This window comes from Pasteurella testudinis DSM 23072 (assembly GCF_900176075.1).
GTDB classification, from domain to species: domain Bacteria; phylum Pseudomonadota; class Gammaproteobacteria; order Enterobacterales; family Pasteurellaceae; genus Chelonobacter; species Chelonobacter testudinis.
Genome location: NZ_FWWV01000002.1, coordinates 192,360 through 209,587 on the forward strand (window position 1 = coordinate 192,360; position 17,228 = coordinate 209,587).

Below are 17,228 nucleotides of genomic sequence, written 5' to 3' on the forward strand. Positions count from 1 at the left end.
CTTTCTTCCTTTTACCCTTTACTTTGCCGCTTATTCAGAGGCTTTCAGCAAATTTTGGTATTTCGGTAAATTATTCTCGGTATTTGGTTTTTTCGCCGCCAGCAAATATTCGTTCATTTTGCCTTTCAAGCGTTTCACCACTTCAGGATTATCTTTCGACAACTCTTTGGTTTCCCCCACATCGGAAGTTTTGAACAATTCCAGTTTTTCATCGCCGATATAGTAATGCAAGGTCCATTCGTTATCGCGTACCGTCCAAGTAAACTTGGATAATTTTTCCATGTACGGATTTTTCGGATAATCATCGGATTTTCCGGTGACATATTTATCATAATTATGCCAGAACGGAATATTGATCGGATCCCAGTGGAACGCTTTCGGCTGTGCCCAGAACAGATATTGGTGCGGTTCGCTGCTATCCTTGCCGTCGAGGAACGGCAGCAGGTTTTTTCCGTCCAGCGTTTTTTCCAATTTTTCCGGAATCGGAATACCGGCGGCGCCAAGTGCGGTCGGCATAAAGTCGGTTGCGGACACCATTTTGTCATACACTTTGCCGTCGAAGCGATCCGGCCAGTTCAAAAACATAGCGGTGTGCACGCCACCTTGTTGGGTTTCACCTTTATAGCCTTTGAAAATCCCATTCATCGGTTGCGGCGAATCGATTACCGCGCCGTTATCCGAGGTGAAGAAAATCAGGGTATTTTTGTCTTTGCCCTGTGCTTTCAACTCGTCCAGAATACGCTTAATGCCTTGATCAACGGCATAAACCGAAGCATAGTAGTTATCCACTTCATGGTTGCCGGTGTTGAAAATTTGATATTTTTGCGGCGCATCTTGTTCCAACGGAATGTGCGGGGCGTTGTAAGCCAGATAAATAAACGCCGGTTTGTCGCCTGCTGCACGCAACCGTTGAATGGTTTTATCCGTCAATTCATCGGTAATATAACCTGTTGCGGCGATCCGTTCGCGGTTTTCAAACAAAGACGGTGAATTATAGTAGGACGCACCGGAACCGTGGAAGCCATAGAAGTAATCAAAGCCTCGATTTTGCGGTTGGAACGGCTCATCGCAGTAAGTGGTGAAATTATCATGATAGTCACGGGTTTGCTGCTCTTTCGGAATCGGTACGTTTGTGATACGGCACAAATGCCATTTACCGATAGCGGAGGTTTCATAGCCGTGATTTTGCAGCAGTTCCGCCAAGAAGGTTTCATCGGTAGAAATACCGTCCTGTGCATCGTCATTACTGTAAATGCCGTAACGCGCCGGAAAGCGTGAGGTCATCATCGACGCGCGTGAAGGGCCGCTCACGCCATGGGCGACAAATCCTTGGGTCAGCTTGACCCCGTTATCCTGCAACTGTTTCAAGGTCGGCGTAGAACTTTTTGCCGCCTCGATTGCTTTGTCTAATGCCACCTGATAACGTTCCGGAATGGCATTATCCTTTAGAATTTCCCGGTTAAATGCCGCTTCATCATAATTCAACTGTCCATACCCCAGATCATCAACCGACACCAAAATGATGGTCGGCTTATCTTTGAGGGTATATTCCGTCGGGGTAAAAGCTTGGTTAAACGCCACATTGGTTGCCGTTCCCTTATCTTTTACATCGGCCGCCTGTACCGCACCGGTTATGCTTGTTGCCAACGTCGCTGCAATCATAACAGAAAGTTTACTTCGCTTAAGCATGTGTACTCTCCCTAATATTGTTACTTGTTTGTATGAGATATTTTGTATGACTCTATTGACTGCTTATTATTTCTCGACTAAAAATAAGTCAAGGCAAAGACTACGCTCAAGCCAACCGGATAGCAACCGTCAAAGCTAGCAAATTAGACCTTCATCACGAATAATCGCAAAAATACGCTAAATTGAATCCGATACTCCGTCATTATTCCAAATAAGATAATTATTTGATTAAATATAATTATTGAGAGTTCATAAACGGAAGGAGTATTACACCTTATTTATTGATGTAAAATAATGCGGGTTTTATTATTATCCTATTGATTATCTTATTCTTTAAACATCACATCTGATGCGTTCTTTTACGCTTATTTCCCGCAACAAATCTGACAGATAAAGTAAAAACCGCACTTTTAAGCCGATTACAACAAATTGCAACAAAAAGTGCGGTTATGCGAATATATTTGTTTAGGTTTCACGCTTCGGATAAACCCAATCCGCCAGAATCGGTTCGTGATCCGACAACGGCGTACCGTCCGGTGCAAAGGCGGAGAGGATTTCGCTGTGCGAGCAGCGGATCTGTTTGGCGCAAAACCAATCCAGTTTTTGTTGGCGTTGTTGGCGCAGGGTGATGCGTGAATGGTGGGTGGTGACGCCGTCGGGATTGGCTTGCCAATGGTAACCAAGCTGTTCCATCGAGGCAAAGAGCGGTTCGGCACGATGATCCAAGCCGTCGGCAAGATTGTTGCCGGTGTTCAGATCGCCGCCGATAATCACCGGCAGATCCGGTTTAAACTGCCGGCAGGCTTGTGCCAAAGTCAGCATTTGCCGTTCACGATACGCCGTATCCTGATTGACGTTACTTTCCAAATGCGTGCTGACCAACAGCAAATTACCTTGTGCAGTCGCCACTTCCGCTAACAACGCCATACGCCCGCCGATACGGGCTTCGCCGAAATGCTCGCCGACTTTTTGTCCGCCAAACCAGTGCCCGTGATCATCAAAACGCAACATTGCTGCCGATTTGAACGGCACTTTGCTCAAAATCGCATTGCCGTGCCAACCTTGGCGGTTGAAGTTATCCGTTGCCAGTTTACGCTCGATTTCACTGCCCAGATCCAGCTCCAAAAACTCGACGCCGTACAGATAATACATGCCCAATTCCTGCGCCAACGCCTGTGTGGTATGGCGTTGTTGGGTGCGCGCCATGCCGTTGTCCATTTCCGACAGCAACACAATATCCGGATTGTATTGGCGCAGCAAAACCGCACTTGCACTCACGTCCAGACAACGTTCCAAATTCCAGGCTATCACCCGAAAGTGGCGGGACAGCTGCCGTCCCACGCCGCGATGACCGCACTCGATGCTTTGCATGCAAGGCAGCTGCATATAACGGCGGTGCACTGCGCTACTGCGCGCTGCTTGCCGGATCTCCGTCAAAAGCGGCTTCGGTACGGCTTCCAATTCCGAACAAAGCCGTGTAATTAACGGAATTTCCGCTTGTTGTTCAAACGGTTGTAAAGATGTCAACACCATAAGCCGCCTCCTTTGCTGAAAAATATTAATCCGTTATCGGGTGTAAATCCGTCTGATAAAGCGCTTGTCCGCTTTGTGCGTCAAACAGGTAGATATCAGCGCTGGCAACGCTGAAATACAGCGTATCTTCCACCGCAATATTGCTCATTTCGCTGACCGCCAACAGTGGCTGCGAACCTAATTTGCCATGAATCACCCGTTGCGCCCCCAAATCTTCTACGATCTCGACCGACAGCAAAAACGGATTTTCCACTGCCAGTTGCTGATGGGATAATTGGATTTTCTCCGGACGAATGCCGATTTTAATCGCCTTGCCCTGCCAACTGTGCGGTAACGGAAAATCCGGTTTGAAATAGTGACCGCTCGGCAGGCGCAGCACATCGTGCTGCACCGTCGCCTCAAGAATATTCATCGCCGGCGATCCCATAAAAGTAGCGACAAACAGATTTGCCGGATAGTGGTAAATCGCATTCGGCGTGCCGATTTGCTTGACCCTGCCGCCGTTCAGAATCACGATTTTATCCGCCATCGTCATCGCTTCCACCTGATCATGGGTCACATACACTGCCGTGATTTTCAAACGCTGCTGCAATGCCTTGATCTCCAGCCGCATAGTGTTGCGCAGTTTGGCATCGAGATTGGAGAGCGGTTCGTCAAACAGGAACAGTTTCGGTTCGCGCACAATCGCCCGTCCCATCGCCACCCGCTGCCGCTGTCCGCCGGACAGCTCTTTCGGTTTGCTGTGCAGATATTCGCTCAGCTGCAACAGTTTCGCCGTCGCTTCCACCCGTTTTTGAATTTCGGCTTTCGGATATTTACGGTTAATCAAGCCGTACGCCAAATTTTTAAACACCGTCATATGCGGATACAAGGCATAGTTTTGAAACACCATCGCAATATTGCGATCCGCCGGCTCAAGATCATTAATCCGTTCATCGGCAAGATATATATCGCCTTCGCTAATCGACTCCAAACCGGCAATCATGCGCAACAGCGTGGATTTGCCGCAACCGGACGGGCCGACGAACACTACAAATTCGCCGGTTTCAATGCTGATATTGGCATTTTGGGTCGCCGCCTTGCCGTTGGGATAAATTTTACTGACATTTTTAATTTCTAATGCTGACATCTTCTTTTTCTCGCTTATTTGTCGGAATCAACCAAACCTTTGATAAACCATTTTTGGAACAGCACCACCACCAACACCGGCGGCGCAATCGACAGCACCGCTAGCGCAAAAGCGCGGTTGTAGGCAGGGATTTTGCCGTCGTCCAACACGTTGATAATATCTTTAATCCCCAACAGCAGGGTTTTGAAACTGTCGTCGGTGGTCATCAAAATCGGCCATAGATACTGATTCCAACCGACCACAAACATAATGATGAAAATCGCCGCAATCATCGCTTTCGACAACGGCAGCAGAATATCTATGAAAAAGCGCCAAGGGCCCGCATTATCCATTTTCGCCGCTTCGATCAGTTCGTCCGGAATCGACAGGAAAAACTGACGGAAGAAAAAGGTCGCGGTCGCCGACGCAATCAGCGGCAGGATCAAGCCGGTGTAGCTGTTGACCATGCCTAACTGCGCCACGATTTCGTAAGACGGAATGATCCGCACTTCCAGCGGCAACAGCAGCGAACTGAAAATAATCCAAAACAGCAACGTGCCCAGCGGAAAGCGGAAATAGACAATCGCATACGCCGCCAACATCGAAATCATGATTTTGCCGATCGCAAAGCCGAAGCCCAAAATCAGTGAGTTTTTCAACATTACCAAACCGCTTGCGCCCTTGATTTGCAGCGAGGCATCATTTAAAAATACGCTGGACGTGCCGAACAGCAGATCGCGGTAGGTGCTGATAAACTCATCACCAAACCAAAACTGTATGCCGTTGCGCGCCAAATATTCGGCGCTGTGGGTAGATGACGTCAGCGCCAGCCAAACCGGCAGCATTAAAAAAATCACGCCGCTGATTAAGATCACATGGTCAAAAATTTTACTTCTCATTTTTTATCCTTATCCGTTATGCCGTACCGCACTTAATAGTGGATTTTCTTTTCCAGAAAACGGAACTGCACCACCGTCAGCAACATCACGAAGATCATCAGAATCACCGATTGCGCCGAGCTGCCGCCCAAATCTGCCCCCAAAAAACCGTCTTGATAAATTTTGTACACCAGTGTCGAGGTTTCGCCGCTCGGACGACCGCGCGTCAAGGTGTCGATAATGCCGAAAGTTTCGAAGAAGGCGTAGGTGATATTGATCACCAACAGGAAAAAAGTGGTCGGTGCCAGCAGCGGAAAGGTGATCGTCCAAAAGCGTTTGCTGCGGCTTTTGCAGTCAATCGCCGCCGCTTCCTTGACCGAGTGCGGTATGCCCTGCAAACCGGCGATAAAATAGACGAAATTGACACTCACCTGCTTCCACACCGAAATCAGCACCAAGGCAAGAGTGGCATCAACGCCGTCCAGTTTATGGTCGAACGCCCACATTTGGTTAAACAGTTTGTACAGCGGTCCGACATGGGAATCGAACAAAAACACCGCCAGCAACCCCGCCACCGCAGGCGCCACCGCATAAGGCCAAATGATTAAGGTTTTATAGCTGTTTTTGGCACGGATCACATGGTCGGCTTTCACCGCCAACAGCAGGGAAATCGCCAACGAGAAGAAGGTCACCAACACCGAAAAAATCAGGGTGAAACGAAACGAGGTGAAATAGTTCGGGTTGCTCAACACATCGATGTAATTTTGCAAACCGACAAACGTGGAGCTGAAACCGAACGGGTCTTCCAGATAAAAACTCATATTGACCGATTGCAGCGCCGGCCAAACAAAAAAAACGGCAATAATCAATAATTGCGGCGCAATAAAAAGATAGGGCAAAGCCGAGTGTTTAAAGGTTCTTTTATTCATAGCTTGTCCAAAATAAACGGAAGAGCCGAGACAGCTTATCGCTGCCTCGGGTTTGAGGCTAAAACCGCACTTTGCTTATTTTACGGTTTGTGCAAAACGGGACAGCAGCTGGTTGCCGTCTTTTTCAATCACGCTTAACGCTTGATCAACCGTGGTCGCACCGGTGAACAGCTTGGTCACTTCGCTGCGAATGACTTCGCGCGTTTGCGGATAGAACCCCAAGCGATAACCTTTGGTCCACTCGCCGCCCGGCAAATTCAACTGTAAAATACCGGTTTCCGCCGCCGGCTCCTGCTGGTAGTAACCTTCGGCTTTCACTTTCTCATAAGCCGCGGTGGTGATCGGCACATAACCGGTCTCTTTATGCCAATTGCCCTGCACCTCGGCACTGCTCAAGAATTTGAAGAAATCGGTCGAACAGGCATTTTGCTCTTTGCTCTTGCCGGCAAAAGCGAACAACGCCGCACCGCCGATAAAGGTGTTGTACTCTTTGCCTTTGGTGAGCGAATCCCAATACGGCAGATAAGTGGTGCCAAACTCAAAATCGGCTTGCGCCTTAATGCCCCCGAAAGAGCCGCTTGAACCTAACCACATCGCCACTTCGCCCTTCTCAAACGGGGTTTGGTTGTCGCCCCAGCCTTCGCCGTAGTAGCCGTAATAACCTTTATCTTTCCACTCTTTGAATTTGCCTAAGTGCATTTTCAGATCGTCATTGTTGTAGTACAGTTTGCTTGCCGGCGCATCGAAGCCGTTGTTTTGATCGGCTAATTGCAAGTTGTGGCGTGAATGGAAGTTCTCAAACAAAATCCATGGCGAATGGGATTGTGACAGGGCGATATAACCGGCTTGTTTTAATTTTTCCGCCACGTCTTCAAACGCTTCCCAGGTTTTCGGCGGCTGCACGCCGGCTTTTTCCAGCGCCGCTTTGTTGAAATAGAGAATCACGGTGGACGAGTTGAACGGCATACCGATCATTTTGCCTTGGCTGTCGGCATAGAAGTTACGGATACCCGGCAGATAATCGTTTTTGTCAAACGCCACGCCGCTCTCGGCAAACAGATCCGCCACCGGAATCAAAGCGCCTTTAGCATTGATAATCGTGGCCGAACCCGCCTCGTACACCTGAATAATGTTCGGCGCTTGTTTGGCTCGGAAAGCGGCAATGCCGGCGGTTAATAATTCTTCGTAACTGCCTTTATAAATCGGATCAATCTTACATTGTTGTTGTGAAGCGTTATAAGTCGCGGCGATTTTGTTAACAGTTTCCCCCAACTGCCCACCCATGGCGTGCCACCAAGTAATATCCGTTGCTGCTGCGGCCGAAGCGGAGAAAGAAACGGTTGCTGTTGCCAGTGCGCTAATCAAAAATGATTTCTTAAACATAAACAGTCCTTTAATGAATGGTATGCGAAAATAACGATCGCTCGACATTGAGCCGAATCACTGTAGCAAAGAAGTGTTACATTTTGATGACAACGTCATCTTTTGCAAAATGAGTAAAACCATTGGCATAACCGACTGTTAACGGTAAACTTAATGCCAATCTTGTAGTCTAAGACCCGATCTCAACGAATAATGACACACGGAGTCGATGTGAAACTGTTTCAATGGAATTTGCCTACATGGAAAATAGGTAGGTATTTGCTGAATTTTTTCTTTTGGTCGCTAACGGTTGTTCCGCTGACCGCACTTGCCGATACGCAAACACAACAACAGCGGCAAACGGTATTATTACGCGTACAGGGAATTGACAATCCGGAGCTAAGCAATAACGTGCGGATTCACTTATCGCAGTTGAGCAACGATGAAGCGGACGGCTCCGAGCGCTACCAATATCTGGTCAGCCAAACCATTGAAAATGCGCTGCGCGCGTTGGGCTATTTTAATAATCAAATCACCTTCCGTTTGCAACAACGCCCTGCACCGGCGAAAGATTTGCTGTTTGCCAATGTGGTGTTGGCACAGCCGGTCAAAAACGCCGAACCTGAAATTCAGATTTTGGGCGATGCCAATCTGGATCCCGAATTTATCGCCTTGAAGAAAACCCTGCCCCCCGTCGGCAGCGTGTTAAACCAAGGGGAATACGACAGTTACAAATCCGCATTGCAAAGCCTGGCGGCCAAGCGTGGTTATTTTGACGCCGATTTCGTCTTGTCACAGTTGCTGGTCACACCGGACGAACATGAAGCGGTGTGGCATATCGTGTTTAACAGCGGTCAGCGTTATCACTACGGCAGCGTCAATTTTAAACATTCGCAAATCCGCGAAGACTACCTGCGCAACATGCTGCCGCTTGAAGCCGGTGAACCTTATCTGATCAACGATTTGTCAACCTTGACCTCCAATTACACCTCCAGCAACTGGTTCAGTTCGGTGCTGCTGGAACCGCACTTGGACGCCGAAGCCAAACGGGTCGATCTCGACGTGTTATTGCGCCCGAAAAAGAAAAACAGCATGGAGTTGGGGATCGGCTATTCGACCGATGTCGGCCCGCGCCTGCAAGTCGGCTGGACGCGCCCGTGGATTAACAGCCGTGGCCACAGTTTCCGTAGCAATCTGTATCTGTCGGCGCCGCAACAAACGCTGGAAGCAACTTACCGTATGCCGTTGCTCGCCAATCCGATGAATTACTACTACGAATTTTCCGGCGGTATGGAGCGGGAAGATAACAACGACACCAAATCCAGCACCATTACCCTCGCCGGTCTGCGCTACTGGAACCACAGCAGCGGCTGGCAATATTTTGCCGGTGTGCGTGCCCGCTACGATGACTTTACCCAAGCGAATATTTCGCACAAGACCTTTTTGCTCTACCCGACCATCGGTTTCAACCGCACTCGGATGCGCGGCGGCATGTTCCCGACGTGGGGCGATGCGCAAAACGTGACGTTTAATATCGGTCGCAAAATCTGGGGTTCCGATGTGGATTTCTTCAGTATCCGCGCCTCCTCCGCTTGGATCCGCACCTATTACACCAACCACCGTTTCCTAACCCGTTTCGAAGTCGGTTATCTGAACACCAAGGAACTGCAACGCATTCCGCCGGCATTGCGCTACTTTGCCGGCGGCGATCGCAGCATTCGCGGCTACGGCTATAAAAAAATCTCGCCGAAAGACAAAGACGGCAAGCTGGTCGGCGCCTCACGCATGGCGATTGCCAATTTTGAATACCAGTATCAGGTGTATCAAGACTGGTGGGCGGCAGTGTTTTACGACACCGGTTTGGCGGCGAATAACTTTTCCAGCGCCGAATTGCGCTCCGGCGCCGGAATCGGCGTGCGTTGGGCGTCGCCAATCGGTGCGGTCAAATTGGATATTGCCACGCCAATTCGTGACAAAGACAACAGCAAAAATATTCAATTTTATATCGGGCTAGGGGCGGAACTGTAATGAACGACACACCGACGACACCAACAGAACAAACTACCGACGCCACGCCGCAAACTAATGCGGCAACGGGCAAAAACAAACACAAGTGCGGTTGGCGCAAATGGCTGTGCGGCTTCGCATTGCTGTTATTACTGGTGTTGACGCTACTGGCGGTTTTGCTCGGTACGGGCTGGGGACAGCGCAAGCTGTTGACACTGACGGACAACCTGTTGGACGAATTGCAAATCGAACAGGTCAGCGGCAGTTTGAGTGACGGTTTAGTTTTGCACAATGTCGAATACCACAGCGAGGGGATCGGCGTTGCGGTCGGCGAAGCGCGTCTGCAATTGCGATTTGCCTGCTTATGGCAAGCCAAACTGTGCATTGATGACGTCTCATTAACGCAAGCCACGATCGGCGTGGATACCGCACTTTTGCCACCGTCGGAACCGAGAGAACCGTCATCAGGGGAAATGCAACGCATCACTTTACCGCTGGACATTGAAGTCAACAATGTCAGTCTGCAAGAAATCAATGCCAAAGTTGATAATATGCAATTCGCTTTAAGTCGCTTCCAAACCGCACTTTCGCTGGACAATCAGCAAGGCTTGACCATTCAACCGACTCAAATTGAAAAATTCAGCGTAACGATGGCAGAAAATCCGGCACCAGCGAAAGAAGAAGATAAAACCGCTGAAACGGAGCAAACCACAGCGACGGACTGGGACGCATTGCAACAGCGGCTGGCAAAACCGTTGTTGGCGGATTTGCAGCAGGTCACCTTGCCGTTTGACATTCATCTGTTGGGTTTGCACGGGCGCGACTGGCACTACCGCGAGCAATGTGAAAACGGGCTGAATATCGCGATTCCGACGGTCGATTTGGTCGCCGATGCCACCGATTACCAAGTGCGGTTACAGCAACTTAAGATCAACAGCGATTTGCTGGATCTGCACGGACAAGGCGAGATGACGCTGGCACAGGATTTTCCATTGAATTTCGCCGTCAATGCCGATATTTATCCGCTGTTACAAGGCGAAACACTGCTGTTGCCGCAAAGTGCGGTCAAGCTCAATCTCAGCGGTGCACTGAAACAAAGCGCACAATTGCAGCTCAATACCCAAGGCGCGGTTGATGCCGATTTAACTGCCGAATTTCAGCTGAATCAAGCGCATAATCCGTTGCAACTGACGCTGAAAAGCCCGCAATTCCAGTACCCGTTTGGCGAACAGTTCCAAGAGAAACCGGACGTGCGCTTGCAGGATCTCGATCTGCAACTGAGCGGCAATTTATCGCAGTATCACATCGCCCTGAACAGCCAAGCCAGCGGCGTGGATATTCCGCCGGCGAAGATCAGTTTGAATGCCGACGGCACGATTACCGATTTGGATATTCAACGCTTGCTGATCGAAGCCTTAAACGGCAACGCCGAACTGAACGGCAAACTGGCGTGGCGTGACGGCGTGAGCTGGCAAAGTGCGGTCACGCTGGATCAGATCGACACCCGTAGTTATCTGCCGCAGTGGGCGGCGTTGCTGAACGGCGGTTTACACACTCAGGGCAGCGTCAATGGCGGAAACTGGCAAGTGGACATTACCAATCTGGCGCTGAACGGACGTTTAAACAATCAGACGCTGCAACTGGACGGCAAGCTGCAAAGCAACAATCAACGGGTGCTGAATGCCGAACAGGTCAAACTGGTTTACGGCAACAACACCATTTTACTCAACGGGCATTTGGATCAGGAATCCGATTTACAAGCACAAATTAATGCGCCGAATCTAGCCGGTCTGCTACCGCACTTGTCCGCGTCGTTAAACGGTAATATCAATATTCAGGGCAGCCTGCAAAAACCGTTTGCCGATTTGGATCTGGTGAGCCGGAACATCGACTATCAGGACTTCCGCCTGCGCAATTTCAGTGCCAAAGGGCGGCTGCAAATGGACGAGATAATCGCCGGTGCACTCTATCTGAATTTGGACTCGTTCAAATACGCTGATATCGAACTGCAACAAACCAAACTCATCGCCGAGGGCAACGAGAAAAATCACAAACTCAACTTGCGCACCCTCGGCGAACCGGTATCCGGCACCTTGAATATTTACGGCGGCTTTGATCGTGCCAGTGAACAGTGGCAAGGCACGCTCAGCCAAATCCGCCTCAACTCGCCGGTCGGCGACTGGCGTAATAATCAGAATATGCAAGTCAGCTTCAATGCCGCCAACAGCGAAGCCGAAGTCTCCGCCCATTGCTGGCTCAACCAGCAGGCGCAGCTCTGTTTTCCGCAACCGTTCAAAGCCGGCAACGACGGCGAAATTCCGTTTGAGCTGAAACAGATCAATCTGGCGATGGTGAATGACTTTTTAGACAAAAACAGCCAAGCCTCCGGCATTATCGACGGCAACGGTCGGGTTGCGTGGTACAGCGATAAGCCGTTCGAGCTGGCACTGGATCTGAGCAGCAACCAACTAGGCTTCAAACAGCGCATTGATTACCGCACTTTCCAGCTTGCATTGAACAAATTGCAAATCAACAGCCGGATCGAAAACAATAATCTGACCCTGAAAGCCGATACCGACATCAATCAAAAAGGCCGGCTGACAACCGATCTCACCCTGTCCGATTTGGCGGCGGCACGCAACCTGTCCGGCGAAATCAGCTTACAAGGTTTTAATCTGGATCTGCTCAACCAGCTACTGGCAAAAGGCGAAAAACTGAACGGCGAGATCAACAGCCGCCTGCAACTGGGCGGCAATTTGCAAGCCCCTTTGTTGAACGGCAACTTCACACTGCAAAATTTGAATGCCAAGATGTATTCGCTGCCGTTTCAAGTGTCCGACGGCGACATTGACATTGCCTTTAACGGCACTTCCTCCACCCTGCGCGGCACGCTGAAAACGCCGGACAGCCAGCTGAACTTGAACGGCGACGCCTCATGGCGCACGCTGGAACAGTGGCAGGCACGGATCGCAGCGCAAGCCAATCGCTTCAAACTGGATATGCCGGGTATCGCGCAAATTGAAGTCAGCCCCGACGTCGAGGCCAATATCAATCCGCAACTCTTGAGCCTGACCGGCAATGTCGATGTGCCTTGGGCGAGAATCGAAATCGAAGCGCTGCCGGAAAGTGCGGTCGGCGTCAGCAGCGATTTGGTGATTCTGGACAGCAAAAACAAGACCTCGATTCGCAAAGCGCTGCAAGAGCAGGCTCTGGCGCGTCAGGCAGGCATGGCGGTCTCGTCCAATATCACGCTGAACATCGGCGATGACGTGCTGCTGAATGCGTACGGTTTGCGTGCCAATCTGAACGGTACGCTGGCGGTGCGGCAAGAACGCACGTTGGGACTATACGGACAGGTGAATATTCAAAACGGGCGTTATGCGTCGTTCGGTCAGGATCTATTGATTCGGCGCGGACAGATCAGTTTTTCCGGTTTGGCGTCGCAACCGTTCCTCAATATCGAAGCGATCCGTAATCCGGAAGCAATGGAAAACAGCAAAATCGTGGCTGGAATCAAAGTCACCGGTATTGCCGAACAACCCGACGTGGCGGTCTTTTCCGAACCGGGCATGTCGCAGGACGAAGCGCTTTCTTACCTGTTGACCGGACGTGGCTTGGACAACAGCGGCGATTCCGCCTCCAGCGCCTCAATCGGTGCCGCGATGTTGGGGCTGGGCTTGTCCAAGAGCGGTAAACTGGTCGGCGGCATCGGCGAGGCTTTCGGTATCAGTGACTTATCATTGGATACCGCCGGTATCGGCGACAGTTCGCAAGTGGTGGTCAGCGGTAATATCACGCCACGGCTGCAAGTCAAATACGGCGTCGGACTATTTCAACCGTTGGCAGAACTCACTTTACGATATAAAATAATGCCGCAACTATTTTTACAATCGGTTTCGGGGATAAGCCAAGCGGTCGATTTGTTGTACCAATTTGAATTCTAAAATTAAGACGTAACCATACGTCACATTATAAAAAAAGCGCTTTATTTAAAAGGAGAAATCAAATGTTAACATTGGAAATAGATGAAAGCAGTTACACCTCGAAAGAGCTGAGCTGGCTGGCTTTTAACGAACGGGTGCTGCAAGAGGCCTATGACGAAAACAATCCGCTGTTGGAGCGGATTCGCTTCTTGGGGATTTTTGCCTCCAATCTGGACGAATTTTACCAAGTGCGGTTTGCCAATTTGAAACACAAGTTGTTGATTATCCGCGAACAGGAGTCGCTGCCCGCCAAACAGATCCGTTCGCAGCTGGAAGTGATTCAGCAGCGAACGGAACAGTTAAATCAGAAATTCGATGAAATCTACAGCCGCCTGATGTTACGACTGGCAAAACACAAAATCTTCCTGCTAAACGAAACCCAACTCTCCCCTTTCCACCAAAACTGGCTCAAAGAACACTTTAAACGCGAAATCAAACAGCATATTTTCCCGATTATTCTGAATGAAGATATTGATCTGCTGCAATCGCTGAGCGCGCACAACTCGAACCTAATTATCGAGCTGAAGAAGCATAAAAAAATCCAGACGCTGGCCATTCTGCCGATTCCGTCCGATGCGATCTCACGCTTTATCGTATTGCCGAAAGAGCGCTACAAGCGCCATCAGGGCATTATCTTGCTGGATAACGTGCTGCGCTTCTGTTTGGCCGAGATTTTTGCCGACGCGATTTTCGATTACGATGAAATCACTGCTTATTCGATTAAAATGACCCGTGATGCCGAATACGACCTGATTACCGAAGTGGAATACAGCCTGCTGGAGTTGATGTCAAGCAGCCTGAAACAGCGGGTGACCGCACAGCCGGTGCGTTTTCTGTATGAAAAATCCATGCCGAAAAACCTGCTGAAAATGCTGAAACAACGCCTGAATATCAGCAGTCTGGATTCGGTCGAAACCGGCGGGCGCTATTTGAGTTTCAAACATTTGCTGCAATTTCCCGATTTGGGCAATAAAGAGCTGGTCAATGCGCCGCTGTCGATTATTCCGCACCCGCAGCTGAAAAACGAGCGGATTATTCTAGACGCAATCAGCAAAAAAGACATTCTGCTGTACTACCCGTATCACAGCTTTAATGTGATTTGCGAATTGCTACGCCAAGCCTCGTTCGATCCGAATGTCACCGCGATTAAAATCAACCTGTATCGGGTGGCGAAAAAATCACGTATTATCGAAGCACTGATGAACGCCGCCAACAACGGCAAACAGGTCACTGTGATTATCGAATTGCAAGCCCGCTTCGATGAAGAGGCCAACATCAACTGGGCCAAACGCCTGACCGACAGCAATATCAAAGTGGTCTTTTCTTCGCCGGGCTTCAAGATCCACTCGAAACTCTTCCTGATCACCCGCCGCGAAAACAACCAACTGGTAGATTACGCCCATGTCGGCACCGGCAACTTCCACGAAAGCACGGCTCGAATTTATACCGACTTCGCCTTGCTAACGAAAAACATCAAGCTCACCGAAGAGGTCAAACGGGTGTTCCGCTTTATCGAAATGCCGTTCAGTCCGACCAAATTCACCCACTTGCTGGTGTCGCCGATTAACGTCAGAAAACGTTTGTCTTATCTGGTCAACCGCGAAATCAAAAATGCCCAAGCGGGTAAAAAGTGCGGTATGATTATTAAAATCAATAATCTGGTCGATCCGGAAATGGTGAATTTACTCTACAGCGCCAGCCAAGCCGGGGTTAAAATCCGCATGATCCTGCGCGGCATGTGTTCGCTGAAAGCCGGTGTGCCGGGACTTAGCGACAATATTGAAATCATCAGCGTGATTGACCGCTTCCTCGAACACCCGCGCGTCTACTATTTTGAAAACGGCGGTAATCCGGAGGTCTATATCTCGTCTGCCGACTGGATGACCCGCAATTTGGATCGCCGCATCGAAGTGGGCGCACCGCTGCTCGATCCCGATGCCAAACAGTGCGTGATCTATATTTTGAATATTCAGTTATCAGATAACGTAAAAGCGCGTATCATTGACGCGGAAGAGAAAAATGAGTATCTGCGCAACGATCTGCCGCCTTGTCGCTCTCAATTGGCGATTCACGACTACTTATCCACCAAAACATCACCTGTAAAATAAAGAGTAATTATTATGAATGACCAAACCACTTCCGCCGAATCGACAGCAAAAGAATTTGCGGCAATCGATCTGGGTTCCAACAGTTTTCACATGATCATTGTCCGCATTGTCAACGGCTCGATTCAGGTGCTGTCGCGCTTGAAACAGCGGGTGCAACTGGCGCAGGGTTTGGACGACAAGCAACATTTAAGTCAGGAAGCGATTGAACGCGGCGTGGCGTGTCTGGCGTTGTTTGCCGAACGGTTGCAGGGCTTTTCCCCTGAAAATGTGCGCGCCGTGGGAACCTACACCCTGCGCCGCGCGGTGAATAACGAAGACTTTTTACAACAAGCCGCCACGGTTTTCCCGTTTCCGATCCGGATTATCTCCGGCACGGAAGAAGCCAAATTAATCTATTCCGGCGTGTCGCATACCCAACCGGAAAGCGGTCGCAAACTGGTGGTGGACATCGGCGGCGGCTCGACCGAAATGATTATCGGCGAAGGCTTCACCCCGCTGATTGCCGAAAGTCGCCATATGGGCTGCGTCAGCTTCGGCAAAACCTACTTTGCCGACGGTAAAATCAGTAATAAAAACTTTCAGGCAGCCAAACAGGCGGCTTTGGAAAAAATCGACGATCTCTCGTGGGAATACCGCCATCTGGGCTGGCAGTCAGTGCTCGGTTCGTCCGGCACGATTAAAACCGTCAGCCAGATTATCAGCGAGAATTTCAACGAAGACGGCGTGATTACCGCCGAAAACCTACAGCAACTGATCGACAAAGTGCTCAAATTCGACAGCTTCGATAAGCTCAAAATCAACGGTCTGAACGATGATCGGGTCAGCGTCTTCGTGCCGGGGTTGGCAATCCTAAGTGCGGTTTTTGAAAACTATCGTATTGAGCAAATGCGCTATTCCGACGGCGCCTTGCGCGAAGGAGTGATGTACGGCTTGGAAAGCAGCTTCCAAGTGGACGATATCCGCGAGCGTACCGTCAACAGTCTGATGGAGCATTACAGTGTTGATCAGGAGCAGGCGTTGCGGGTCGCAGATACCGCAGTATTGTTAGGACAAAAATACCAGCGCTGGAAAAGCACGGATTTAACCGCAGATATGCAAAATATCTTGCTGTCTGCGGCGCTGGTGCATGAAGTAGGGATTGCCATCAACCACAGCGGCGTGCAAAAACATTCCGCTTATATCGTCCAAAACAGCGAATTGCCGGGCTTCGACCGCAGCCAACAGCGCCTGCTTGCCAACTTGGTGCGTTTCCAAATCAAATCGTTCAAACCGACCGATATCCAAAACGACAGCCGCTATGACTTACAAGATACGTTGGCATTGATTATCCTGCTGCGTTTGGCGCTGATCATCAACCGCTCGCGCCGCGCCAGCGAACTGACCGACAAATTCACCCTCGATGTCAGCAGCAATTTCAACCTGTGGGAACTGGAATTCGAACAAGGCTATTTGGATCGCAACCCGTTGACCCAAAGCGAACTGGGCGAAGAACAGGCATTTTTAAACGGGCTGGGAATTAATTTGCAGTTCAAGTAATCGTTTGCCCAGCACCTCACATTTCCCCCCCTCCGCATGCGGAGGGAGTACTATTTTGCCTTGTATATCCCAACTCACTTATAATAATGAAGCAT

General features: G+C 49.9%; 10 protein-coding genes. 4 read left to right on the forward strand and 6 right to left on the reverse strand.

All coding sequences use genetic code 11. The features are described from left to right. Positions 1–30: 30 nt before the first annotated feature. From B8880_RS02495 to B8880_RS02520, 6 genes are all read right to left on the reverse strand, one after another. Positions 31–1,689 carry a sulfatase family protein gene (locus tag B8880_RS02495; RefSeq protein WP_084255836.1) on the reverse strand — a complete coding sequence of 553 codons (1,659 nt, stop codon included), beginning with the start codon at positions 1,687–1,689 and terminating at the stop codon, positions 31–33. 465 nt (positions 1,690–2,154) lie between these two features. Further along, positions 2,155–3,222 carry an endonuclease/exonuclease/phosphatase family protein gene (locus tag B8880_RS02500; protein WP_084255837.1) on the reverse strand — a complete coding sequence of 356 codons (1,068 nt, stop codon included), beginning with the start codon at positions 3,220–3,222 and terminating at the stop codon, positions 2,155–2,157. A 25-nt stretch (positions 3,223–3,247) separates the two neighbouring features. Next, the gene (locus tag B8880_RS02505; RefSeq protein WP_084255838.1) at positions 3,248–4,351 is read right to left on the reverse strand and encodes an ABC transporter ATP-binding protein; all 1,104 of its coding nucleotides are present in this window, start codon (positions 4,349–4,351) and stop codon (positions 3,248–3,250) included. A 14-nt stretch (positions 4,352–4,365) separates the two neighbouring features. After that, positions 4,366–5,229, reverse strand: coding sequence for an ABC transporter permease subunit (locus tag B8880_RS02510; RefSeq protein ID WP_084255839.1), 864 nt, complete (start codon positions 5,227–5,229; stop codon positions 4,366–4,368). Positions 5,230–5,261: 32 nt separating this feature from the next. After that, on the reverse strand, positions 5,262–6,137 hold the full coding sequence (locus B8880_RS02515; protein ID WP_084255840.1) for an ABC transporter permease subunit: 876 nt from the start codon (positions 6,135–6,137) through the stop codon (positions 5,262–5,264). Positions 6,138–6,212: 75 nt separating this feature from the next. Continuing rightward, positions 6,213–7,520, reverse strand: a complete 1,308-nt coding sequence (locus B8880_RS02520; RefSeq protein ID WP_084255841.1) for an extracellular solute-binding protein — start codon at positions 7,518–7,520, stop codon at positions 6,213–6,215. 192 nt (positions 7,521–7,712) lie between these two features. Here B8880_RS02520 and tamA point away from each other — a divergent pair, with 192 nt between their 5' ends. The 4 genes from tamA (at position 7,713) to ppx (ending at position 17,133) form a co-directional block, all read left to right on the forward strand. Further along, on the forward strand, positions 7,713–9,527 hold the full coding sequence (tamA, locus tag B8880_RS02525; protein WP_084255842.1) for an autotransporter assembly complex protein TamA: 1,815 nt from the start codon (positions 7,713–7,715) through the stop codon (positions 9,525–9,527). Continuing rightward, complete coding sequence (tamB, locus tag B8880_RS02530; protein WP_084255843.1) at positions 9,527–13,450, forward strand: autotransporter assembly complex protein TamB; 3,924 nt, start codon at positions 9,527–9,529, stop codon at positions 13,448–13,450. The genes tamA and tamB overlap by 1 nt, the downstream gene beginning before the upstream one ends. Positions 13,451–13,512: 62 nt before the next feature. Further along, a complete protein-coding gene (ppk1, locus tag B8880_RS02535) occupies positions 13,513–15,597 on the forward strand; it encodes a polyphosphate kinase 1 (protein WP_084255844.1) in 2,085 nt (694 codons plus the stop codon). Between the two features lie 12 nt (positions 15,598–15,609). Further along, positions 15,610–17,133 (forward strand): exopolyphosphatase, encoded by a 1,524-nt coding sequence (gene ppx / locus B8880_RS02540; RefSeq protein ID WP_084255845.1) that lies wholly within the window; start codon positions 15,610–15,612, stop codon positions 17,131–17,133. Positions 17,134–17,228: the final 95 nt, after the last annotated feature.